General features: G+C 61.6%; 22 protein-coding genes. 13 read left to right on the top strand and 9 right to left on the bottom strand.

The genetic code is table 11. From position 1 onward, the window contains the following. The first annotated feature begins 7 nt into the window (after positions 1–7). From OQ287_RS14030 to OQ287_RS14020, 3 genes are all read left to right on the top strand, one after another. The gene (locus OQ287_RS14030; RefSeq protein WP_265896857.1) at positions 8–1,066 is read left to right on the top strand and encodes a maleylacetate reductase; all 1,059 of its coding nucleotides are present in this window, start codon (positions 8–10) and stop codon (positions 1,064–1,066) included. Positions 1,067–1,120: 54 nt separating this feature from the next. Next, positions 1,121–1,975: a dioxygenase family protein gene (locus tag OQ287_RS14025; protein ID WP_265896856.1), complete on the top strand. Its 855-nt coding sequence runs from the start codon at positions 1,121–1,123 to the stop codon at positions 1,973–1,975. Positions 1,976–2,094: 119 nt separating this feature from the next. Beyond that, positions 2,095–3,528: an aldehyde dehydrogenase family protein gene (locus OQ287_RS14020; protein ID WP_265896855.1), complete on the top strand. Its 1,434-nt coding sequence runs from the start codon at positions 2,095–2,097 to the stop codon at positions 3,526–3,528. A 144-nt stretch (positions 3,529–3,672) separates the two neighbouring features. Here OQ287_RS14020 and OQ287_RS14015 read toward each other — a convergent pair whose 3' ends face one another. Continuing rightward, positions 3,673–3,858 carry a hypothetical protein gene (locus OQ287_RS14015; protein WP_265896854.1) on the bottom strand — a complete coding sequence of 62 codons (186 nt, stop codon included), beginning with the start codon at positions 3,856–3,858 and terminating at the stop codon, positions 3,673–3,675. A gap of 147 nt (positions 3,859–4,005) precedes the next feature. Between OQ287_RS14015 and OQ287_RS14010 the strand changes: the two genes are divergently transcribed. From OQ287_RS14010 to OQ287_RS14000, 3 genes are all read left to right on the top strand, one after another. Continuing rightward, positions 4,006–4,482, top strand: a complete 477-nt coding sequence (locus tag OQ287_RS14010; protein ID WP_250938224.1) for a MarR family winged helix-turn-helix transcriptional regulator — start codon at positions 4,006–4,008, stop codon at positions 4,480–4,482. A gap of 101 nt (positions 4,483–4,583) precedes the next feature. Beyond that, a complete protein-coding gene (locus OQ287_RS14005; RefSeq protein WP_265896853.1) occupies positions 4,584–4,730 on the top strand; it encodes a hypothetical protein in 147 nt (48 codons plus the stop codon). A gap of 147 nt (positions 4,731–4,877) precedes the next feature. Then, positions 4,878–6,275 carry an APC family permease gene (locus OQ287_RS14000; RefSeq protein WP_265896852.1) on the top strand — a complete coding sequence of 466 codons (1,398 nt, stop codon included), beginning with the start codon at positions 4,878–4,880 and terminating at the stop codon, positions 6,273–6,275. Positions 6,276–6,476: 201 nt separating this feature from the next. Here the strand turns inward: OQ287_RS14000 and hpaR are convergent, their stop codons facing one another. After that, positions 6,477–6,911 (bottom strand): homoprotocatechuate degradation operon regulator HpaR, encoded by a 435-nt coding sequence (hpaR, locus tag OQ287_RS13995; protein WP_250938226.1) that lies wholly within the window; start codon positions 6,909–6,911, stop codon positions 6,477–6,479. A gap of 99 nt (positions 6,912–7,010) precedes the next feature. Continuing rightward, a complete protein-coding gene (hpaI, locus tag OQ287_RS13990; RefSeq protein ID WP_250938227.1) occupies positions 7,011–7,814 on the bottom strand; it encodes a 4-hydroxy-2-oxoheptanedioate aldolase in 804 nt (267 codons plus the stop codon). 221 nt (positions 7,815–8,035) lie between these two features. Between hpaI and hpaA the strand changes: the two genes are divergently transcribed. Further along, the gene (gene hpaA / locus OQ287_RS13985; RefSeq protein ID WP_250938228.1) at positions 8,036–8,935 is read left to right on the top strand and encodes a 4-hydroxyphenylacetate catabolism regulatory protein HpaA; all 900 of its coding nucleotides are present in this window, start codon (positions 8,036–8,038) and stop codon (positions 8,933–8,935) included. A 12-nt stretch (positions 8,936–8,947) separates the two neighbouring features. On the opposite strand, the gene OQ287_RS13980 is transcribed toward hpaA, so the two are convergent. The 5 genes from OQ287_RS13980 to OQ287_RS13960 form a co-directional block, all read right to left on the bottom strand. After that, entirely contained in the window at positions 8,948–9,748 is an 801-nt protein-coding gene (locus OQ287_RS13980; protein WP_265896851.1) for an FAA hydrolase family protein, read from the bottom strand. Beyond that, positions 9,735–10,625 carry a fumarylacetoacetate hydrolase family protein gene (locus tag OQ287_RS13975; protein ID WP_250938232.1) on the bottom strand — a complete coding sequence of 297 codons (891 nt, stop codon included), beginning with the start codon at positions 10,623–10,625 and terminating at the stop codon, positions 9,735–9,737. Before OQ287_RS13975 ends, OQ287_RS13980 begins: the two co-directional genes overlap by 14 nt. A 42-nt stretch (positions 10,626–10,667) precedes the next feature. Then, positions 10,668–11,648, bottom strand: coding sequence for a 3,4-dihydroxyphenylacetate 2,3-dioxygenase (hpaD, locus tag OQ287_RS13970; RefSeq protein WP_250938234.1), 981 nt, complete (start codon positions 11,646–11,648; stop codon positions 10,668–10,670). Positions 11,649–11,719: 71 nt separating this feature from the next. Further along, positions 11,720–13,228 carry a 5-carboxymethyl-2-hydroxymuconate semialdehyde dehydrogenase gene (gene hpaE, locus OQ287_RS13965; RefSeq protein WP_250938236.1) on the bottom strand — a complete coding sequence of 503 codons (1,509 nt, stop codon included), beginning with the start codon at positions 13,226–13,228 and terminating at the stop codon, positions 11,720–11,722. A 27-nt stretch (positions 13,229–13,255) separates the two neighbouring features. Next, on the bottom strand, positions 13,256–13,642 hold the full coding sequence (locus OQ287_RS13960; protein ID WP_265896850.1) for a 5-carboxymethyl-2-hydroxymuconate Delta-isomerase: 387 nt from the start codon (positions 13,640–13,642) through the stop codon (positions 13,256–13,258). Positions 13,643–14,087: 445 nt separating this feature from the next. Between OQ287_RS13960 and OQ287_RS13955 the strand changes: the two genes are divergently transcribed. The 6 genes from OQ287_RS13955 to OQ287_RS13930 all read left to right on the top strand — a co-directional run bounded on the left by OQ287_RS13955 (position 14,088) and on the right by OQ287_RS13930 (position 22,449). Further along, positions 14,088–15,968 (top strand): FAD-binding monooxygenase, encoded by a 1,881-nt coding sequence (locus OQ287_RS13955; RefSeq protein WP_265896849.1) that lies wholly within the window; start codon positions 14,088–14,090, stop codon positions 15,966–15,968. Positions 15,969–16,221: 253 nt separating this feature from the next. Then, on the top strand, positions 16,222–17,277 hold the full coding sequence (locus OQ287_RS13950) for a TRAP transporter substrate-binding protein (protein WP_265896848.1): 1,056 nt from the start codon (positions 16,222–16,224) through the stop codon (positions 17,275–17,277). 47 nt (positions 17,278–17,324) lie between these two features. Further along, positions 17,325–17,819, top strand: a complete 495-nt coding sequence (locus tag OQ287_RS13945; RefSeq protein WP_265896847.1) for a TRAP transporter small permease — start codon at positions 17,325–17,327, stop codon at positions 17,817–17,819. Beyond that, positions 17,816–19,138 (top strand): TRAP transporter large permease, encoded by a 1,323-nt coding sequence (locus OQ287_RS13940; RefSeq protein WP_265896846.1) that lies wholly within the window; start codon positions 17,816–17,818, stop codon positions 19,136–19,138. The genes OQ287_RS13945 and OQ287_RS13940 overlap by 4 nt, the downstream gene beginning before the upstream one ends. Before the next feature lie 333 nt (positions 19,139–19,471). Then, complete coding sequence (locus tag OQ287_RS13935) at positions 19,472–20,815, top strand: alginate export family protein (RefSeq protein ID WP_250938248.1); 1,344 nt, start codon at positions 19,472–19,474, stop codon at positions 20,813–20,815. 149 nt (positions 20,816–20,964) lie between these two features. Beyond that, a complete protein-coding gene (locus OQ287_RS13930; RefSeq protein WP_265896845.1) occupies positions 20,965–22,449 on the top strand; it encodes an aldehyde dehydrogenase family protein in 1,485 nt (494 codons plus the stop codon). Between the two features lie 217 nt (positions 22,450–22,666). Here the strand turns inward: OQ287_RS13930 and feaR are convergent, their stop codons facing one another. Further along, entirely contained in the window at positions 22,667–23,605 is a 939-nt protein-coding gene (feaR, locus tag OQ287_RS13925) for a transcriptional regulator FeaR (RefSeq protein WP_265896844.1), read from the bottom strand. Positions 23,606–23,612 lie beyond the last annotated feature (7 nt).

The raw sequence follows: 23,612 nt of genomic DNA, 5'->3' as shown, positions 1-23,612 counted from the left end.
AGGCGTTATGGCACACGATTTCGTGTACACGTCCCATCCGGCACGCATCATCTTCGGGCCTGGCAGTCAGGCCCGTATTGCCGATGAACTGCGCCACCTGGACTGTCGCCGGGCGCTGGTGCTGTCCACACCCACCCGCCGCAACGCGGCGCTGGAGCTTCACGACCAGCTCGGTGAGCTGGCCGTCGGAGTGTTCAGTGAGGCCGCCATGCATACGCCGGTAGCCGTGACCGAGCGCGCCATGGCGGCGTTCGCGCAGGTCGATGCCGACTGCGTCGTGGCGCTGGGCGGGGGGTCGACCGTGGGGCTGGCCAAGGCGATTGCTCACCGCAATGACGCTCCCCAGGTCGTGGTGGCGACCACCTACGCCGGTTCCGAGGTCACACCCATTCTGGGGCAGACCGAGAACGGCCTGAAGACCACGATCAAGGGGCCCGGCATCCTGCCCGAGGTGGTGATTTATGACGCCGAACTTACCGTTGATCTGCCGCCGGCGATCAGCGTCACCAGCGGCCTGAACGCCATGGCGCATGCGGTGGAGGGGCTCTATGCGCGCGATCGTAACCCGCTGACCGGGCTGATGGCCGTAGAGGGGCTCGACAGCCTGAAGCGGGCACTGCCGGCCATCGTCGCCCGGCCGCACGATCTGGAGGCGCGCAGCGACGCGCTTTACGGTGCCTGGCTGTGCGGTAGTGTGCTGGGGAGTGTCGGCATGTCGCTGCACCACAAGCTGTGCCACACCCTGGGCGGCAGCTTTGATCTGCCTCACGCCGAAACCCACGCTATCCTGCTGCCGCACACCGCGGCCTATAACGCTCGGGCAGCGGCCGATGTTCTGGCGCCGGCCGCGCAGCTGTTCGGTGGCGAGCTGGGTGGCGGACTTTACGACTTCGCCGCCGGCCTGGGCGCGCCGCTCGCCCTTGAGACGCTTGGGCTGCGTGAGGCCGACCTGGACCGAGCGACCGAGCTGGCGGTCATGAACCCCTACTGGAACCCGCGTCCGATCGAGCGCCATGCCATCCGCGAGCTGCTGGGTCGCGCCTGGCGTGGCGAGCGCCCGGCGTAAGGGTGCAATCGCGTGTCGAGGCTCGGGTGACCGGGCTGACAAGGAGAAGTGAGTATGTCCCGGATCGACTATTTCACCGAAGCCAACTCCGTCGAGGCGGTCAATGCGCGCATGGGCGAGGATACGGACCCGCGGCTGCGTGAGGTCATGGCGTCGCTGGTGCGTTATCTGCACGGCTTCATCAAGGAGGTCGGGCTGACGCAGGAGGAATGGGAGGTCGCGATCGACTTCCTGACCCGCACCGGCCAGCTGTGTGACAACGAGCGCCAGGAGTTCATCCTGCTCTCCGATACCCTTGGTGTGTCCATGCTGGTGGATGCGCTCGCGCATCGCCGTCCGGCGGGGGCCACCGAGAACACCGTATTCGGCCCCTTCCACGTGGACGGGGCGCCTGAACTGCCCATGGGCAGCTGTATTTCGCTCGATGGCAAGGGCGAGTCGTGTCGCTACTCGGGAAGGGTGCTTGATCTCGAGGGCCGGCCCATCGCGGGGGCGCGGATCGATGTCTGGTCGGACAACAGCGACGGCTTCTATGACGTACAGCAGCCCGGCCGGCAGCCGACGTGGAACAACCGGGGCGTATTCGTCACCGGTCCCGATGGCCGCTATGACTTCGTCGGCATCAAGCCGGTCTCCTATCCGATCCCCGACGACGGCCCTGTCGGCAACATGTTGACCCGGCTCGGGCGTCATCCCTGGCGGCCGGCCCATATGCATTTCCTGCTTACCCACCCGGACTACGAACGTATCGTCACCCACCTCTTCGTGGCCGGCGACGACTACCTGGCCTCGGACGCCGTGTTCGGGGTCAAGGCCTCGTTGATCGTGGCGTACCGTAGGGCGAATCAGAGCGATACCGAGTGGGAAGCGACAGCCGACTTCGTGATGATTGCGCAGCCGCCTCATTGATGGACGCCGGGATCCGGAGCGCCTCGAGTGGATGGGCTCAACGCATCTGGACGGCTATTCCCGGTGGGCGGGCGATACCTTGCCTTCCACACCGGTCATGACTGCAAACAAGGAGAATCATGATGCGTGACCATGAACTATTGATCGGTGGCGAGCGTGTGCCGGGCGATGAGGGGTACTTCGACGTGACCGATCCGGCCAGCGGTAGCGCCTTTGCCCGGTGCCCGGCGGGTTCGCCGGCACAGCTGGATCGCGCGGTCGACGCCGCCCGGTCCGCCTTCGGCGAATGGCAGGGCGCCAGCCATGCGCAGCGCTGCGAGGCGCTGACTCGGGTGGCCGATGACATCGAACGTGAGGCCGATGAACTGGCACGGTTGATCGTGCGGGAGCAGGGCAAGCCGCTGACGCTTGCCCATGCTGAAATCGCCGGGGGGGTGGCCTGGACACGCTATGCGGCGAGTCAGGAAATCCCGGTGGAGACGATCGAGCAGACGCCGGCCCAGCAGATCGAGTTGCACCATCGGCCGGTGGGCGTGGTGGCCTCGATCACGCCCTGGAACTGGCCCTTCATGATCGCGGTGTGGCACATCATGCCGGCGCTGCGTGCGGGCAACTGTGTGGTCAGCAAGCCTTCCAGTCTGACGCCGCTGAGCACGATTCGTCTGGTCGAGATCATTGCCCGCCATGTGCCTCGGGGCGTGATCAACGTGGTCACGGGGGAGCGGGGCCTGGGCAGCGCCATTACCGGGCACCCGGGGATCGACAAGATCGTGTTCACCGGCTCTACCGAGACCGGCCAGAGCGTCATGCGGGCCTCGGCGGGTAACCTCAAGCGCCTCACTCTGGAACTGGGGGGCAATGATGCCGCCATTGTGCTGCCGGATACGCCGATTGCGGCAGTGGCCGAGGCGATCTTCCAGGCGGCCTTTCTCAACATGGGCCAGACCTGCTCGGCACTGAAACGGCTCTATGTGCATGAGTCCCAGTATCGGGAGCTCGGCGAGGCACTGGCTGACATCGCACGGCGTCAGGTGGTGGGCGCTGGACTGGAGGAGGGCGTGACCTTCGGTCCGGTGCAGAATGCTGACCAGCTCGCGCTGGTGAGTGAGCTGGTCGATGACGCCCGTGCACAGGGCGCCGAGGTGCTGTGTGGTGGCGAGCGCCTGGCGCGGGACGGCTTCTTCTATCCGCCGACCATCGTCATGGGGGTCAGCGATGGCCAGAGGCTGGTGGACGAGGAGCAGTTCGGCCCGGTGCTGCCGCTGGTTGCCTATACTGATGTCGAGGATGCCCTGCGCCGTGCCAATGCATCATCAATGGGGTTGGGTGGTTCGGTCTGGGGGGCTGACGAGGTTCACGCCCGGGCCATCGCCAACCGTCTGGAAAGTGGTGTGGCGTGGGTCAACTGTCACGCCCGGATTCAGCCCGACACTCCCTTTGGTGGCTGCAAGATGTCCGGCTTCGGGGTCGAGTTCGGGATGCAGGGGCTGCTTGAGTTCACCACGCCACAGCTGCGCTTTACGTGCCCGCTGCCGTCCCCGGCAGCGAGCTGACCGACGCATCATGTCAGCACGGATGGCTGATTCAGGGCTGTTGCGTCAGCCATCCGCCTTCTCTGATCGGAAGCGCGCCGGGCACCGCCCGGTTCGCACAAGGGCCGGGCTGCCGCGGCTGAGGTGCCGCCGGGGTTGTTGGCGTCAACCAAGCTTGATATCTTCCGTCCCGTTACCGGCCTGACTCAGCAGCCGGTGTGCCGATGACCTGCGCGAAAAGTACAGCGAGGCGTTGATGAGTGCTGCGGCTGGCGCGCTTCGATGAGCGAAGTGGTCCACGCCCCGGGGTGTTTTTTCATCAGCCACTTCTGCTTCTCGGCGAGCTATCACATGCGGTTCGTCGAGTCCTCTCCTGACACCTGCCAACGGGGCTGATATCAGTGCCTGACGCGAAGGCATGCAGCACCGAGGCGGTTTTCACGGGTCAGGCGATACAGCAAACCCTTTAATGACTTTATCGCCCTGGAGCGCACTTATATGGTCGACAAGGACGAGTTGGCTTCCTCCTTCTTTCCGCTCTCCGATGAATATCGCGCCCATGATTTTCCGCTCTACTGGGTTGCGCGTCTGAATGCAAAGTACAGTGCCGAGGTAGATGCTCTGCTCAAGCCCGAGGGGTTGAGTTCGTCCAGGTGGCGGGTGCTGGTCATCCTTCATGAGCAGGGCCGCCTGAGCATGTCCGATATTTCCACCCACGTCGTGGCCAAGCTCTCTACGGTGACCAGAATCGTCTACAAGATGCAGGAGGCAGGCCTGCTCGAAACCGCGCCTTCTCCGCAGGATCGCCGGGTCACCGAGGTGGTGCTTACTGCTGAAGGTGAAGCCAAGCTGGCGGTGGCCAGAACGCTCACCGCCCGGGTGGTGGAAAAGGCGTTCGATGGTCTGAGCAAGGCGGAGATCGTTCACGTCAACCAGTGCCTGAGCAAGATGTTCCGTAACCTCAACGCGCCCTGACGCTTGCCTGCGGGCTCGCTCGGCCGGTACCTGCCGTTCGGGATAATGCCCGCTTTCGATCCGCGCCTGACCTTGCCTCATGATTGCAACGATCATAAGGCGTGAGGCCGCTGCTGGAGACGCCCCCCTGGCGTCACTGCCTGAATCACTGGTGCGGCCCCTGCTGGTGCATCCTCTTCCCGCTGTTCCATGCCACCGGGCATGCCGGTGAGGAGGGCATGGTGCATCGACGGGAGGCCGCCACGTGATCCTGGTGGGCAGGGAAAGGAAAGTTCCTGGCAGGAGAGAACAAGAACGCCCCCTCCGGTAGATGTAGGTTGGTTCAATATACTGTGATGCCGTGATCAGTATCCGACAATAACAAAATCGACCCTGTCTTACGGAGGTCATTGACCATGCCCGATATAACAAAAGCAGCTCACGCGATACCTGACTCCCCCCCCGCCGCCCGGCCAGTCATCGGTTTCAAGACCATGATTGCAATCTGTGTGGGGACCGTAGTGGTACAGGGGGTCATGGCGTCCGGGCTGCTGGGATTCGGCATTGGAGGCCTGAGCTTTCTGGCCGCCATGCTGGTGGCGTTCCTGCTGGCCATCTGCAACGCCATGTCGTTTTCAGAGCTCTCGCTGATGTATCCACAGGCCGGTACGCTGGCCACCTATACCCAGAAGGCCATCGGACATTTCCCGGCCATCGTATCGGTGTTCGCAGGCTATATCGTGGTGGCCGTCTTCGCGATTCCGGCCGAGTTTCTGCTGGTTGATGCCCTGCTTCAGGCCCTGTTCCCCGGGATACTTCCCACGCACGTGGTGCCGCTTCTGATACTGGTAGCGATTGCCATATTCAATATCCTGGGCACCGATGTCTTCGCCCGGCTTCAGAACGTATTCACCTTTTCCATGATCGCCGTCATCCTGCTGGTCGGCGTGACAGCACTGACTCAGCCGCTGACACCGGCCGCAGCCAGCAGTGCGGCGGGCATCGACTGGGGGCTGGGCGGCATCGCCGACGGCAGTTTCTTCGGGCTGGTAGCACTTGCCATGTGGATGTTCGTTGGCTGCGAGTTCGTCTGCCCGATGATCAGCGATATCCGTCAGCCGGAAAAACGTATTCCACGGGCCATGTTCCTGTCGCTGGGTATTATCTTCGTGCTCTTTATCCTGTTCTGCCTTGGCGGGGGGCGGTATCTTTCCGATGAGACCCTGACCACGTCGCCGCTGCCTTATCTTGATCTGGTCGATGCGGTCTTCGGCAAGACCGGGTTGATCATCGCGACCGTAATGGGCATGACCGCCACCTGCAGTACGGTCAACACGGTTCTGGCCGCCGTACCGCGCATGCTTTCGGGCATGGCCGACAATGGCCAGGCCTTTTCCATCATGGGCAAAATGCATTCGCGCTATAACACCCCCTGGGTCGGCATCCTGTTTCTGGCAGCCGTCTCGACGGTGACCTTTCTGCTGGTCAACCCACAGCAGATCATTGCGCTGGTCATCGCCGCGGCGACCAGCTGGCTGATGGCCTACATCGTGGCGCATATCGATGTGATCGTACTGCGTCGGCGCCACCCCGAGCATCGTCGCCCGTACCGTACGCCGTTCTATCCGCTGCCACAGGTGCTGGGAATCATCGGCATGACCTATGTGATCTTCCATGCCTCACCCTCGCCGGACATGACCGCCACGATCTATAGCCTCCTGGGTGGAGTACTGGGTGTCGTCAGTCTGATTGCGATCATCTGGGTCAAGTTCAAGATGAAAAAGGGCCTGTTCGAGGCAGACCTGAGCGACTAGTGCATGCAGGCTGATCCACAGGGCACCTCGATATGAGGTGCCCTGTGCGTTTCAGGCTCGGCCTCAGCGTCATGGCAGTCGCCGAGAGGGCGTGTTGCACTCCCGGTGCCCCGTGCTGTCATCGGGGGGCTCGAATCATGCCTCAGTGGCCGGAACAGGATGCGCTGGGAAGGCATGGCCATTGGTGGGGCTGCTTGAAGGTTATTCCTTTGGATCGAGCTGCTGCACCTCATCGAGCAGGCTCATCAGCGTCCGGTATTTCTCCGGGCCGAGGTGCTGCTGGATGCGTTGATACTGGCGCATCATCTCGCCTTTCATGCTGTCGAACAGCGCATTGCCTTCGGGCGTCAGCGTGACACACAGCCGCCGCTGGTCGGTTTCAGGCTTCCAGCGGCTGACCAGGCCGCTCTGCTCCAGTCGCAGGAGCACCCCGGTCAGGCTCGGGCGCAGAATGCAGGCGCGCTCGGCGAGCTGATAGCTTTCAAGGGTCTGATTATCGGACTGCCACAGGATGCGAATGACGCGCCACTGCTGTTCGGTGACGTTGTTGCGGTTGAGATGTGGCCTGAAAAAATCCATGGCGGATTCACGCGCCTGAAGCAGGGCAAGGGTCAGGGAGGGAGTGGGGCGCGCCATGTTATGCCTTGTCTGGAAGTCGCTGGAGGAATCGTATCCTGACGGTTGCGGGCGGGCCTGTCGAGGCCTGGTACCTGTTCAGCCGCCGCGATGTTCGAGTCAGTAGACCGAGGACGTTGACGGGGCGGCGCTGTCGTTGCCCTTGAACTCGCCGGCCCGTGCTGTCAGTGCGCCCATCAGCAGGCTGGTATCCACGCCCACAGCCACGAAGGTGGCGCCAAGCTCGAGATAGCGTCGGGCCAGTGCCTTGTCTGCCGACAGGATCCCGGCGGCCTTGCCGGCCGTTTGAATTCGGGTGAGGCCCTCTTCGATGGCCGATTGCACGGCCTTGTGGCCCGGATTACCGCGATGACCGAGTGAGGCGCTTAAATCCGCCGGGCCGATGAAAACCCCATCGACCCCGTCGACGCCGGCGATCTCATCGAGGTTTTCAAGCCCCTGGCGGGTTTCGATCTGCACCAGCAGGCAGATCTGGTCATCGGCGTGGGCGAGGTAATCCGGAATCGAGTTCCAGCGCGAAGCGCGAGCCAGGGCGCTACCGACGCCGCGAATGCCGTCTGGCGGATAGCGAGTGGCGCGGACCAGCTCGCGGGCCTGTTCGGCGGTATCGACCATCGGGACCAGCAGGGTCTGCACGCCAAGGTCCAGATACTGTTTGATCGTTGCGGCGTCGCCTGCTGGGGGCCGGGCGACCGGCTGCGCCGGATAGGGTGCCATGGCCTGAAGTTGTTCGAGGATGGTACGCAGGTCGTTCGGGGCGTGTTCGCCATCGATCAGAAGCCAGTCGAAGCCGGCATTGGCGGCAAGCTCGGCGCAGTAGCCGTTGGCGAGTCCGAGCCAGAGGCCGATCTGGGCTTCCCTGCGGCCAAGGGCCTGCTTGAAGGTGTTGATGGGCATGTCCATAAGGCGTTCCTCGTGCGTTATCGTGTGGAAATACGGCGTTGATCCGGGCGAACGTGTGACCGGTGTATATACCCTCGACGGGGCTGCCGCCGTCGACGGGGTATGAAGATTGATTCGTCAGCGTGTCGACGTCCCGGCGAGGCCATGGAGCGCTGCGCCTGTCGGTGGTTAAGATAGAGGCTTGTCGAGCGATAGCCCCGCGCGAACCCAGGAGTAATGCCATGGCGCTGGAGCCCATTCCCAACATCACGATCGGTCAGGAGTATGACCAGCGGTACGCCGATGCCACCGTGCATTACGACGCACTGGGCCGCATGGCGGAGTTCTATGGGCGTAATATGCCGGTGCATCATCATGACCGCTTCTTTCAGGTTCACTACGTCAAGCGTGGCATGGTGCGGGTCTATCTGGACGAGCGGCAGTTTCACCAGCAGGGCCCGATGTTCTTTCTGACCCCACCGACCGTGCCGCACTCCTTCACGACCGAGGAGGGCAGTGATGGTCACGTGCTGACCGTGCGTCAGCAGCTGGTGTGGTCGCTGCTCGATGAGCTGCCCGAGCTGGGCGATGCCTCGGCGGTAGCACCGGTATGCGTGGCGACCGGCCGGGTGAGCGATGAGGCGCGGCTTGACGTCAACCGCATCGAGCGGCTGTTCGACGAGCTGCATCTTGAGTTCGAGGCCGACCGACCCGGGCGAGAGGGCGCGCTGACAGCGCTTACCCGGCTGATCTTCGTGAGCCTGTTTCGGCTCTCGGCCAATTCGCTGCCGGCACAGAGTGTACGGCACGACGAGCTGTCGCTGTTTCACCGCTTCAATCTGGAGATCGAGGCTCGCTACACCGCGCACTGGACGCTGTCGGAGTATGCCCATGCGCTGAATGTGACCGAGGCCCGGCTCAACAGCGTCTGCCGCCGCATCGCCGGGGTGCCCAGCAAGCGTGTGGTGCACGACCGCGTGATGCAGGAAGCGCGGCGGCTTCTGACCTTTACCCGCATGAGTGTCAATGAGATCGGTTACCGGCTCGGGTTTCAGGACCCGGGCTATTTCTGTCGATTCTTTGCACGTCATGCAGCCACCACCCCCTCGGGTTACCGTCGCGATCAGCCGGGCCACCGGTAACCGGCCTGTCGTTCAGTCGAACGTCAGCGATACGCTGCCGAACGCGCCATAGTCGGCATCGATTCGGCTGCCCGAGGGGCATTCGATCGGACCGATGAACGAGCCTGACAGGATGACCTGACCGGCCTCGATGCGCTGGCCGTACGTCGCCATCCGCCGCGCCAGCCACACAAGGCCGGTGACCGGGTCATCCAGGACCCCGGCGCCAAGCCCCGTCGCGACCACGTCGCCATTGTGCTTGACGATCGAGCCGACCCAGCGCAGATCGAGCGCGCCTGGATCGTGGCGCTCGGCACCCAGCACGATGCCGGCATTGGCGGCGTTATCGGACACGGTATCGACGATCACGCGGGTCTGGCCGGTCTCCTCGTCCTTTCGCACGATGCGGGTATCGAGGATTTCGAGGGCCGGCGTCACGTACTCGGTCGCGGCCAATACGTCCTCGCGCGTCACGTCACCTTCAAGCGGTGCCTTCATCACAAAGGCGATCTCCGCTTCAACGCGGGGCGCGATGAAATGGCCCCTGGGAATGACGGCGCCGGTGTCATGGCGCATGTAATCATAGAGTACGCCGCTGTCGGGCGTGGTGATGCCGAGGGCGTCCTGCATGACCTTGGAGGTCAGCCCGATCTTCCAGCCGAGAATGGCGTGATCCCGCGTCTTGCGCGTCATCTGGGCGGTCTGGATCGCGTAGGCATCGTCCAGCGTCATGTTCGGGTAGCGTCGGGACAGCAGTCCGATCTGCTCGCGGGTGGCTTCTGCGGTCAGCAGCGCCTCGGCCGCCTCGGCAACCTGGGTGTCACTCAGTGCCATGTCGTTCGTCCTCCACGCCATTGACCAGCCTGCCGATACCGTCGGCCTCGACCTCGATCACATCACCCGGCTTGAGCCAGATCGGCGGATCGAAGCGGGCACCGGCGCCTGTGGGTGTGCCGCACACGATCACGTCGCCCGGCACCAGGGTGGTGAAGGTCGATACGTAATTCACGATATAACGAAAATCGAACATCATCCGTGAGGTGCGATCATTCTGGCGCACTTCACCGTTGACGCGGGTCGTCAGTTCGATGTCATCGAGTTGCTCCGCGCGCCTGAACGGCACGAGCCACGGGCCGATGGCACCGGTGGCGTCGAAGTTCTTGCCCTGGGTGACGTTGAACTTGGCGTGGCGAACCCAGTCGCGAATGGTGCCCTCGTTGCACAGCGTCAGCGCCGCGATGTGCTCATAGGCCTTCTCGCGCGCAATCCGGCGGCCGCCCTTGCCAATCACGATGGTGACCTCGCCTTCGTAGTCGAGCTGCTCGCTTTCCGGCGGGCGCACCAGGTTCTCGTTGTGGCCGACGAAGCTTCCGGGGAAGCGAATGAACAGCGATGGCTTGCTCGGCGCTGCCTGACCGTCCTTGTATTCTTCGTTGCGCGACGGGAAATTGACGCCGACACAGATCATCTTCTCGGGATTGGCGACCGGGATCAGAAAGGTGACGTCATCTTCACGGTAACTCGGGCTGCGGCCATCGGCAGCGCTCAGCAGTTCGTCGATGGCACCGGCCTCGATGACTTCCTTGAGGCCCTTGAAGCGGGGGCCGAATTCCGGTGTCAGATCGACAATACCCGCGTCGGTAACGACGCCGTAGCGATCAGCGCCATTGGCACGAAAGGCCGCGAGGCGCGGGGGAAGGGCATTATTCATGGCGTGTCTCCTGATGGCCCGAGCGTGCTCGGGCCCTTTGAATCATGGGGCGACGATGGGCGTGGCGTTGAGCTGGGAATCCACCGGTTCGAGGTTTTCGAACTCGGAGCCGTGCTCGAACCAGGAGCGCGGTGCCGGAGCGCCCCAGAGCGTCTGACGCTGAGGGTCTTTCAGATCCCACTTGATCGCTTCCAGATCCGGGTCGACGGTCTGGTAATCCGAGCAATAGATCTCGATGCGGTGACCGTCCGGGTCGAGGATGTAGAGGAAGAAGGCGTTGGAGATGCCGTGGCGGCCCGGGCCGCGCTCGATGTTGTCGACGTAACCGGTGGTGGCCATCAGGTCACACAGATCGATGATGTTGAGCGGCGTCGGGACCCAGAACGCGGTGTGGTGCAGCCGCGGGCCACGGCCATTGGTGAAGGCCATGTCATGCACGCCGCCCTTGCGGTGCGTCCATGCTGCCCATAGCTTTCCGCTTTCTTCATCCTCGGTGTACTCGGTCACGCGAAAGCCGATCTGGTTGTAAAAGTCGACAGACGTGTCCACGTTCGGAGAAAACAGATTGAAGTGATCGATGCGCAGCGGTTTGACACCCTTGTAGAGCGCGTACTGCTGATGAATGGGCGAGAGCCGGTCCATCTTGAAGTACAGCTCGATCGGTACATCAAAGCAGTCGGTGGTGCGTAGTGTGCGGCCCTGGTAAGGGCGTTCGACCCACTCGACCGGGTGGCCCCTGTCCTTGAACCAGTCATGGGCCTTGTCGAGTTCCTGCTCATCAAAGACCTTGAGCGAGAGCGATTTCACCACCGCGCGGTCGCTTTTTTCGAGCACGATGCAGTGGTGACCGCGCTCTTCCATCGCGCGCAGGTAGATGCGGCTGTCGTCCTCATCGGTGACCTGAAGGCCCAGGGTATCAACGTAGAAGTGACGGCTCCGGGCCAGATCGCTGACGCCGAACACGACGTGGCTCAGGCGAATGATGTTGAATGCAGGGTAAAGATTCGGTGTTGGAATAGGCATGAAGAGACTCCTTTTTTCGGCTCACGGATGTTTGAAAGGCGAGGCGGTCATGCGGCCTCGCGACAATGGCATCATCCGAGTTTCGGCACCTGATGGGCCTTGCGTGGGAAGGAGACGTTGACGGTCTCCATGTAGAAATCGAACGACCAGTCACCGCCATCGCGGCCAATGCCTGATGCCTTGACGCCGCCGAACGGCGACTCCAGGTGACGGACGTTTTCGGAGTTGACCCAGATCATGCCCGCTTCCAGCTCGTCGGTCAGACGCATGGCGCGGTCGAGATCGTTGGTCCAGAGGTACGCGGCAAGGCCATACTGCGTGTCATTGGCCAGACGCAGTGCCTCGTCTTCATCCTTGAATGAAATGGCAGTAAGAACCGGGCCGAAGATCTCTTCCTGGGCAACCGTCATGTCATTGGTAGCGTTGGTAAAGAGCGTCGGACGGATGAAACAGCCTTCCTGGCCAACCTTCTCGCCACCGGCGGCGATGGTGGCCCCCTCTTCACGCGCCTTGTCGAAGTACGACAGCACCTTTTCTTCGTGCTCGGGGTGAATCAGCGGCCCAACCACGGTCTCCGGGTCCAGCGGATGACCGACCTTCACGCCGTTGGCGACCTCCGCCACGCGCCGCGTGACTTCTTCGTAGATGCTTTCCTGCACCAGCAGGCGCGAGGAGGACGTGCAGCGCTCACCATTGAGGGAGTAGATCATGAAGGTGGCGGCGTTGACGGCGCGGTCGATATCGGCGTCGTCGAACACGATGACCGGATTCTTGCCGCCGAGTTCGAAGTGAAAGCGCTTCAGCGTTGGCGCGGCCTGAGCCATGATCAGCTGGCCGGTGCGGCTTTCACCGACGAAGGCGATGGCCTTGATGCCGGGGTGCTCGGTCAGCGCCTTGCCGGCGTCTTCACCCATCCCGTTGACCAGGTTCAACACCCCTTTCGGGAGGCCGGCGTCCTCGGCGATCTCGACCAGAAGCTTGGCGGTCATCGGCGAGAATTCGGCCGGTTTGTGCACCACGGTGCAGCCCGAGGCCAGCGCCGGGGCGATCTTCCAGGTCGAGAGCATGAACGGCGTGTTCCATGGCGTGATGACCCCGACCGGGCCCAGCGGACGTTTGGAGGTCACGTTCATCTGCGTATCGTTTCGAAGCGACAGTCCATCCTCGGCCTGTGGGGCGCGGTCGGCGAAGAAGCGGAAGTTGGCGGCGCCTCGAATGGCGGCCTTCGACATGAAGCGCAGTGACTGGCCGGTGTCCATGCATTCGGTAAAGGCGATTTCTTCGGCGCGGGCCTCGATCGCTTCGGCCACCTTGATCAGGATCGCGCGGCGCTCCTTGCCCGGGGTTCTGCTCCAGGTCTTGAATGCCTGCTCCGCGGCCCTGACGGCACGGTCGATGTCGCTGGCGCCACCGTGAGCGACGTCGGCCAGCGCGGTGAGGTCGATTGGCGACAGCGTTTCAAATGTCTTGCCGGAGTCGGCCGGTACCGACTCGCCGTTGATATGGTTCAAAACGCCCTGATCGCGAAAGCGCTTCATGTAGCCCTGTGCGCGGGCGATGTTGTCGTCCAGTTGGCTCATCGAGAATTCTCCAGAGGAAGTAGTGGCTCACTGCTTGGACAGTCGGGAGTGGATCGGTGTGTCCTTCCAGCTCAGCGCGGCATCGATCTCGCGGATCTCGAGCGAAAGGGCGAAGTGCGGAGTGGAAAGCGGCGTGGCAAGCACGCTCTGCACGGCGGCGAACAGTCGGTCACCGGCGGCCTTGAGGTCGGCCTGGGTCCGGCCGCTGCCCACACTCAGGGTCATGGCCAGAAAGTCATTGTCCGGGTGGTCGTCGGCCACGATGCAGTGCTCGGCGGCAAAGGCGCGGATGCGAATGCCGGCGAGCGGAAAGAGGTCGGAGTCCGTCATCACCCGATGGGCGGCCAGGCAAACCTCACGTACGTCAACGCGCTGTTCGAGGTGAGGTGAATATTCGATATGCAAGTGGGGCACGTCTTTCTCCTTTGATGCCTGCAGCAGATGTGGCCGACCGTAGTACGTCTTGATCGTTAATATATTAATGAGTTTATGGGGCTGCTGTGTCAAGGGGGTGTTTCTACTCATTTCGATCTACATGAAATGCGTTGGCCAGGAGCAGGCCATACCCTTCCTTCATGGCCGAAGGAGCGCCCTTGTGCCCTCCAGAGAGCATGGGCGCCCCCGAGTCATTCATAGATTAACGAGCGGAGAGGAGGCGTGGTGGCCGGGCCGACCAAGGTAGGGCGTGTATTTATGAAAAGTACAATCATGAGGATGTAAAACACATCCTCATCGTGGCAGGGGGTGTTCAGCATGAACCGTATAAGGGCTGCGGATGCGGCGTGTTACCGGGGGTGCGCTCACGGAGGTGCCGCCATGCATGCCGTCCGGAGCCAACAGGTTCAATGAGGAGAAGACCATGCAATTTCACCATTATGGCTACGTGTCCGGTGATCCCCGTGTTCAGCCTGCATCCGGCGAAGGGCTGGATCGTCCCGAGGTTTTGCCCGATGACGTCGATGTTCTGATCGTCGGTACCGGCCCTGCCGGCATGATCATGGCGGCGCAGCTGGCTCAGTTCCCCCACATTCGTACCCGTATCATCGAGCGCCGGGCGGGCCGGCTCGAAATCGGCCATGCCGATGGCATTCAGGCCCGAAGCGTTGAAACCTTCCAGGCGTTCGGCTTCGCCGACCGAATCACGGCCGAGGCGTATCGCATTACTGAAATGGCATTCTGGAAACCGGATCCGAAACAGCCCGAGCACATCATTCGCACGGCACGTACCCCGGATGACCCGGAGGGCATCAGTGAGTTTCCGCATCTGATCGTCAACCAGGCGCGGGTGCTCGATTATCTGGCTGAATCCGCCGCCAACGGGCCGGCCCGCATCCGCCCGGATTTTGGTATCGAGTTCAAGGGACTTGAGGTCGAGGAGCAGGGCGATTACCCGGTCAGGGTCTCGCTCAGGCATGTGGCCGGGCCGGATGAAGGTCGGGAACGTACGGTACGGGCCAAATATGTGGTCGGCTGTGACGGGGCGCGAAGCGGCGTGCGAAGCGCCATCGGGTGCACCCTTGCCGGCGATCAGGCCAACCATGCCTGGGGTGTGATGGACGTACTGGCGCGCACCGACTTCCCGGATATCCGTACCAAATGTGCCATTCAGTCCCATTCCGGCGGCAGCATTCTGTTGATCCCGCGTGAGGGGGGGCATCTGTTTCGAATGTACGTCGATCTTGGCGAAGTGCCGGCCGATGGCAGCAGTGCCGTCCGCAACACGCCGATCGAGCAGATCATTGCCAGGGCCAACGAGATTCTCACGCCCTACACACTTGATGTGCGAAACGTGGCCTGGCACAGCGTCTATGAGGTCGGTCATCGACTGACGGACCGCTTCGATGACGTTGATAATCCGGACTCCGGGCGGCTGCCACGAGTATTCATCACCGGCGATGCCTGTCATACCCACAGCGCCAAGGCCGGCCAGGGCATGAACGTCTCGATGCAGGATGGCTTCAATCTGGGATGGAAGCTGGCCTACGTGCTGTCCGGTTGCAGCCCGGCGAGTCTGCTTTCGACCTACTCCGCCGAGCGTCAGGTGGTTGCCAAAAACCTGATCGATTTCGACAGGCAGTGGTCGACGATGATGGCCAGGCGCCCGGAGGAGTTCGAGGATCCCAGCGAGCTGGAAGAGTTCTACACCCGCACCATCGAGTTTCCGGCCGGTTTCATGACCGAGTATGCGCCGTCGCTGATCACCCATGCAGACGATCATCAGGCGCTCGCGACCGGCTTTCCCATCGGCAAGCGCTTCAAGTCGGCAAGGGTCTCGCGGGTCTGTGACGGTAATCCGCTGCAGCTCGGGCATCAGGCCCGAGCCGATGGGCGCTGGCGTCTTTACGTGTTCGCCGATGCCGCCACCGCCGAGGCCGACTCGACCACCCGGCGGCTGGCCGAATGGTTGACCCATGCGAGCGACTCACCGCTCAAGGCGGTGCTGTCGGGTGGCGCGTGGGTTGACTGGTTTGACGTCAAGGTGATCTATCAGCAGCGGCACGAGGATATCGCGATCGGCGAAGTACCGAGCGTGTTCACGCCCGAGGTCGGCCCGTTCCAGCTGGTGGACCTTGAAAACGTCTACGGCGTGACGCCCGACGAGGATATCTTCGATGTGCGTGGCATCGACCGCGCCGGTGCGCTGGTCGTGGCCCGCCCGGATCAGTACGTGGCCAATGTTCTTCCCCTGACCGCCATTGACGAGCTGGCGGCCTTTTTCAATCCCATCCTGACGCGCTAGCCATCTGTCCTCTGGTACACCGTATCGGTCGGCTCCTGGCGAGGTTCCACCGGGAGCCGGCATAAGCAGCCAGGGGCTTTCTTCTTCATTGTTTATTGTGTGTGTGCCCCGCCATGGCTGCGCTGGTGGCGGGGCCGTTGCCATGGCATTCGGTCGTTCATTCAGGGGATTCTTATTCTAAAGACTTAATTATTAATTTGTTAATGAAATGCTAGTGTGCTTGTGACGTGGTCTACATAAAAAGGAAAAAGCCATGGGAATGTTGACAAGAACCCTGCTGGGTACCTGCCTGTCACTGGGCGCTTTACTGGCCGTATTCAGTTCGTCGGCGCAGGCTGCCACGACCCTTCGTATCGCGCACTTTCTGCCTTCCGTATCCAATATCCAGAAAAATGTACTGGAGCCGTGGTGTGCGGAGTTGAAGACGCGTTCCGAAGACGAGCTTCGCTGTCAGATTTACCCATCGATGCAGCTGGGAGGGACACCGGCTCAGCTGGCGGACATGGCACGTAATGGCGTGGTGGATATTGCCTGGACCGCGCTGGGGTATTCCGCCGGACGGTTTCCGCGAAGCGAGACGCTGGAGCTGCCGTTCATGCTGCCGGCCGGCGGGGTGACCGCCAACAGGATCATCTGGGAGTTCACTCAGCGTTACGCCCAGGACGATTTCAAGGAGTACAAGGTGCTGGCGGTACATACCGATGGTGGCACCGCGTTTCATACCCGTAATACACCCATTCGTGGTGCCGGTGACATGAAGGGGCTGCGAATGCGGGCGTCTACCCGTATGGCATCACAGGTGATTGATGCGCTGGGGGGCGCACCGGTCAGCATGCCACCGGCACAGATCGCCGATACCCTGTCAAAAGGCGTCATCGATGGTGCTGCACTCAGTTGGGAAGTGGTATTGCCTGCCAAGCTGGACGAAGTGACACGGTTTCATAGCGACACGCGAGCCGATCAGACCTCGCCCACGATCACGGTGCTGGCGCTTCTCATGAACAAGCGTCGATATGACCGGCTGCCTGACGAACAGAAACAGGTGCTGGACGCGTTGAGTGGCGCGGCCCTGTCTCAGCGCGCTGGCGTGGCCTGGGACAAGGCCATCGCCGAGGCCCGGCAGACCGTGGCCAGCGATCCGACCCAGACACTTGTTACCCTGGATGATGCGGCTCATGACGCCATGCGCCAGGCGACACAGCCGATTGTCGATCGGTGGGCGAATTCGACAGAAGGCGGAATCGATCGCCCCGCCCTGATTACCGGCTTGCAGGGCATTGTTGCTGAACAGGCCCCGGAGTTGAAGTGACCCCAGGGCCACATTCGTTTCATGTCGGTTAACAAGGGAAGGCTGTCATGCATGCACTATTGCGACGGGGCGCCATCGGTCTGGCGCTGATGGGTGGTGGACTGCTGCTGTGTGCCATCGGGTTGTCGCTGGTCTCGCTGGTGGGCAGGAAGCTGTGGGCCATGCCGGTGCCGGGCGATATCGAAGTGCTGCAGATGCTGGTGGCCGTGGCGGTGGCGTGCTTTCTGCCACTGTGCGAGATCAATGATCACCACATTCGTGTCGATATCCTGGCGTCCCTGTTTCCTTCATGCATCAATCGCGGATTAATGGTGTTTTCGCACCTGATGCTGGGCGTCGTCAGTATGGTGCTGCTGTGGCGTACGGCACTGATGATGCTCGACAGCCATGCCTATGCCTCTCAAAGCACCCTGCTGGGCGTGCCCCTGTGGATACCTCAGGCGGCCATGTTGCCAGGCCTTGCCCTGATGGGGCTATGCGCGCTGTCTCAGGCGGCCCGTCATCTGACACGACCCCTGCCTGAGCTGGAGGAAACAGCATGATGAGCGGTCTCGATATAGGCGGTCTGGCGCTGGGTGTCCTGTTGCTATTGCTCGGCCTTCGCCTGCACGTCGGCGTGGGCATGCTGGTGGCCGGCATGGTGTGCTATCTCCTGGTCAATGAAGGTGATACCTCGGCGCTGCTGTTTACCATCAATAATCTGGTGTATACGCGTTTTTCGAGTTACGACCTCGCGGTCATCCCCCTGTTTGTGCTCATGGGGCAGTTTGCCATTCATGGCGGGCTGTCCCGGGCGCTGTTTCGTGCCAGTGCGACCTGGATCGGCCACTGGCGTGGCGGGCTGGCCATGTCGGCGGCCGGGGCCTGCGCCGGTTTCGGGGCTATCTGTGGCTCCTCTCTGGCCACCGCCACGACCATGAGCCAGGTAGCGCTGCCCGAGCTTGAGCGGCATCACTACGGAAAGCGGCTGGCTACAGGCACGGTGGCTGCCGCGGGCACGCTGGGCATACTGATTCCGCCATCGGTGCCCCTGATCGTGTATGCGGTGCTGACCCAGGTGTCGATTGCCAAACTGTTCATGGCCGCCATCCTGCCAGGTATTGTCGCGGTGCTGGGCTATTTTGTCGTGATTCGTATCATGGCGATGAAAACCATGCGCGATGTCGAGCGTGCCCCGAAGCATTCCTGGGCCGAGCGCCTGACCAGCCTGCGCGAAATTGCTCCGGTACTGCTTATCTTCGGCGTCGTCATTTTCGGGCTGTATGGTGGCTGGGCCAACCTGACCGAGGCGGCGTCCATCGGTGCGGCAGCCTGCGGTGTCTATGCGGCATGGCGCGGAGGAATGCGGGGCGACGGGCTTTACAGGAGCCTGCTGGGCACTGCGGAAGCCACGGCGATGATTTACCTGGTCGTGATCGGGGCTGATTTGCTCAACAGTGGCCTGGCCCTGAGTCAGCTGCCCTTCGAGCTGGCAGACTGGGCCAGCGGCAGCGGCCTGGCACCGTTGACGGTGCTGCTGCTGATCCTTTTGATCTACCTGGTGCTGGGCTGTGTCATGGACTCCCTGTCCATGATCCTGCTGACCATTCCCATTTTCTTTCCGATCATCATGCAGCTCGATCTGTTCGGTCTGACCGGGCCGGAAAAAGCGATCTGGTTCGGGATCGTGGCCTTGATGGTGGTGGAGATCGGTCTGATTACGCCACCGATGGGAATGAACCTGTTCATTGTGCAGAAATACAGCCGCAACACCTCACTCGGCACGGTCAGCCGAGGCATCGTGCCGTTTCTGGGAGCGGATATGGTGCGTATCGCGGTGGTGGTATTCGTGCCGGCACTGTCACTGGCATGGCTTGGGTAGCAGCTGAATGAGTACCTGATGCGTGAGGGTTAATGAAGAAAACCGCAAATGCGCCGTTGCTTTCAGCGTTGGATGCGTCGTTGCGGTCATCGAAGATCCACCTTTCCCGGACACGTCTGGAGTGTGCATTGTGGCAACTTGAGGCAGGTTTTTGTCAGGAGCAGACAAGAGTCGCGCAGCCAGTCTCGCTAGCCTGTCAAACGGGGATGTGCCTTTGACGCTTGAGGCCACTCGCACCAGAAGTACTACAACGATAAGTATCGCAGCGACACTCCCCGCAACAAAAAGCATTGCCACTTCCATGCATTGCAACAACAAAGGGAATACTGCTTCATGACTATTTCACGCTACCGCCCCGTGCTGCCTGCGCTCGCTGCAGGCACGGTCATTTCGCTTGCCTTGTCCGGAAATGCCTCGGCACTCGAGATTTACGACACCGCCAGGACCAAAATCAATCTGAACGTCTCCGGGGTGGCCGGGGCCTTTCACAGCCAGAAGGGCTATTCCCAGACCTCGACCGCCGAAGCGGGAGGTCGCGACTGGCAGGAAGGGTTCATCAAGTACGGCATTGATCTCACGCATGCGTTGTCGCCCACGGCCGGGTCGCTCTATGCCAACGTGGCCTGGACCTCCAGTGGCACCTGGGGACAGGGAGATGCCGCTGGATTTACCACTGGCGATGAGCGCCGGACCCATCTCGAGGATCTGGCCGTTGGCTGGAAATCCGGCAACCTGATTCCGGCGCTTGGTCCTGATGGCCTTGATGTGTCGGTAGGGCGCCAGCGCATTCAGGTCGGCGATGGGTTTCTGATCTCCGGCGATTCGCTCAATTTCGGCGACGGGATACTTGACGGTGATCTGGACCGGGGCGGTGCATATTATCTGGCCGCGCGGCAGTCGTTCGAGCGAACCGCCGTGGTCAGACTCGGTGGCGATGCGGGCTGGCGGGGGGATCTGATGTGGATCCAGTCGGGTAACCCGGGCCAGGCCAAGCCTGAAATGGCGGTGGGCACGCTCGAGCATGTGACCGATGAGGCCACCCTCGGGGCGACCTACCTCAAGGTGCTCACGACCGACAGCGACTACGCCTTCCTCTATCCTGATCGCGATGATACCCGGGTCTACAGCGTCTATGGTCACGGCAATGCCGGTGTCGACAACCTGTTTCTGTCCGGACAGTACGCCTTCCAGGAAAAGGGCAATGGTGATAACGAAAACGCGTGGTATCTGGAGACGGGCTGGACCTTCAGCGATATGGCCTGGTCACCCTATGTGAGCTATCGCTTCAGCCGATTCTCGGAGGGCTACGATCCGTTGTTCTACGGCAATGGCCGGGCACTCGGTACCTGGTTCCAGGGCGAGGTGGCGGCCAACTACGCCGGCCCGTTCGCGACCAATGCGCGTGTGCATCAGGTCACGCTGTCGGTCACCCCGACCGAACGGCTCAGCCTTGGAATGCTTGCATACCGGTTCGACACCCTCGATGCCAATCAGGGTCCCAACTTCGATGGCAACGAAATCGACCTCTATGGTACCTGGGCGATCAACGATCACTGGTGGGTGTCGCCGCTGGTGGGCCGCTTTGATCCGGATAAATCGGCCTCGAATGGTGGTTCCCAGCTGGGCGACAGTGACGTGAACTACTACACCCAGCTGCTGGTCGGGTTCAACTTCTAGACTCCGGCAGAAAAAGTCATGTGTCTGGCAGCCTCAGGCAAGCTGTCAGATGCATGGCGCATTAGCCTGATGATCAGTCCCCCTTTTACGTGTCGAGCGCCGTCCTGCGGCTGCACCCTTCGACACCTCGCATGCTCAGGAGATCATTCATGAGTCAGGACACAGCATCACAGGCCGTACAGGACTTTTTCAAGCGGGCGACAGGCTCGTTCATCGATGGTGCCTTTGTCAGCGAGGGCTCGCCGCGCGACGTCATCGATCCCTCCACCGGCAAGCCGCTGACGCAAGTAGCCGAGGGCGATGTGGCACTTGCCGATCGAGCCGTTGCGCTGACCAAACAAAGCTTTGACGACGGTCGCTGGAGCAGCATGACACCGGCGGCACGCGAACGGATCCTGTTGCGTTTTGCTGATCTTCTCGAGCAGAACGGCGAAGAGCTTGCCCGGATCGAGACCCTCAACCAGGGCAAATCGATCAATATCTCACGCGGTGTCGATGTCGGCTTCTCGGTCGATTTCATTCGCTACATGGCCGGCTGGACCACCAAGATTGAAGGCAGTACACGCGAAGTGTCCATCGGCATGCCCGAAGCGGCGAAGTTCACCACCTACACGCTTCGCCAGCCTGTCGGTGTCGTGGCGGCGATTGTTCCATGGAACTTTCCGATGATGATCGCGCTTTGGAAAGTGGTTCCGGCGCTGGCGGCGGGCTGTACGGTCGTATTGAAGCCGGCCACCGAAACACCGCTCAGCGTGCTGCGGCTGGCCGAGCTTGCGGCCGAGGCCGGTGTGCCCAAAGGCGTATTCAACGTGGTGCTGGGCTCGGGGGCAACGGTCGGAACACGGCTGTCCGAGCATCCGGACGTCAGAAAGGTAACCTTCACCGGCAGTACTGAAATCGGCAAGCAGATCGGTCACGCTGCGGTCGAGCACATGGCGCGCTTTTCGCTGGAACTCGGTGGCAAGAACCCGATGCTGGTGCTTGAAGATGCCGACCTTGAAAAGGCGGTCAATGGCGCATTGATGGGCGGGCTGTTCAATCAGGGACAGGTCTGCGCGGCGGCATCGCGCTTCTATGTTCACTCAAGTCTGCATGACCGCTTCTGCGAACAGTTGGCCAGGGCCGTCGATACCATGCAGGCAGGCCCGGGCATCGACCCCGAGGCACAGGTCAACCCGCTGGTATCCAAACGTCAGCAGGTAAGCGTGCAGGGCTATATTGACCGTGCGCGTGATCATGGCGCCAACGTGCATGTCGGCAACAAGGTGCCGGCCGAAGGCTTTTATATCTCGCCCACGGTGATCAGCGGTGCGACCCACGACATGGAAATCGCTCGCGAAGAGGTCTTCGGGCCGGTACTGACCGTAATCCCCTTCGATGATGAGGAAGAGGCCCTGCGCATGGTCAACGACAGCGAGTACGGTCTGGGAGCCAGCCTCTGGACCGAGAGTCTGTCCAGGGCCATGACAATGACGCCACGCATCGAGGCCGGAATCGTCTGGGTCAACACCCACGTGACGCTCGATCCGGCCATGCCGTTTGGTGGGGTCAAGATGTCAGGCATCGGCAAGGAATTCGGTCCGGAAGCGGTCAACGCCTATACCGAACTCAAGTCGATCTGTATCGCCTACTGAGCGCACCGTCGACCCGGCTCTGCCGGGTCGGCACCATCGCTTCTGCCCGCTGGCGTTTATCCCTGATCGGCACGGGGCTGGCACAATTACCGATGCCTTTTTCGAATCCTGCGCTCAGGTACTGCCTTTAATCATGTCGCGCCGATGGCCTGTACTGTCATGGGCGTTTGCGTGCGTGAGCCATCGATGTCGTGTGCGGTATTGCCGCGTATATGCGTCAGGCCGCGTACTCCAGGCGCGAGCGACGATATTCCCGTGGCGAACTTGCGAACTCACGCTTGAAAGAGCGGCTGAAGTGCGCCGAATCGGTAAAGCCCCATTTGTAGGCGATCTGAGTGATCGAGCGCTTCATCAACGTAGGGCTGGCCAGTTCCTCGGCACAGCGTGCCAGCCGCCGGCGTTGAACATAACGACATACCGTTTCCTCGTGCTGTTCGAACAGGCGATAGAGCTGACGCACCGACATATGGAAGACGCTTGCCAGCCGCTCCGGGCCGATGTCCTCTTCATGCAGATGCTGGTCGATGAATTGCTGTACGCAGGTAAACAGCGTGCCATCGGCTTCGTCCAGAAACGATGGCGTGAGGGCCTGGTGCTGATGGATCGCCGGCAGCAGCGCGACCAGGGAGTCCGAGATACCGCGCTCGCGTTCATCGGTCGAGGGCAGTGCTTCGGTAACCATCCGGTTGACCACCAGTTGCAGGATCTGGCTGCTGGCACAGTCGCCCGTGACCTTCATGAAGGGAATGGTCATGTTACCGAAGCGCCTGACTACATCGCTGCGCGAAAGATGCAGGGAGTCATGCTCGATCAGCCCGTGGGGAACGATATCCCAGGCACTGATGGAATCCATCAGTGCCATTTCGCCCGGACGCAGGGTAATGTGGGTACTGTTCTGTATCAGTGTGGCGTGCCCCTGTTTCTGCACCACCAGAAAACAATGGCGATCTTCATTGCGCCGCTGGGCACTGCTGCTGGTAATCTTTTCGACATTCGTGACGATATTGGCAATATCGATACCGCCGTTGGAGCGGTTCGCTATGCTGCCCTGAAAGCTTCGACGGTCGCCCGTGATGCAATCAAAATGGCCACAGGTTTGCCTTACAGCGCCAAGCCAGGCATCTAACGACATTGAAATTGCATTCGTGGTTGGCATTGGGTCA

It is taken from the genome of Larsenimonas rhizosphaerae, from assembly GCF_026240105.1.
GTDB lineage: Bacteria > Pseudomonadota > Gammaproteobacteria > Pseudomonadales > Halomonadaceae > Larsenimonas > Larsenimonas rhizosphaerae.
This window is presented reverse-complemented; position numbering and strand designations above follow the sequence as displayed.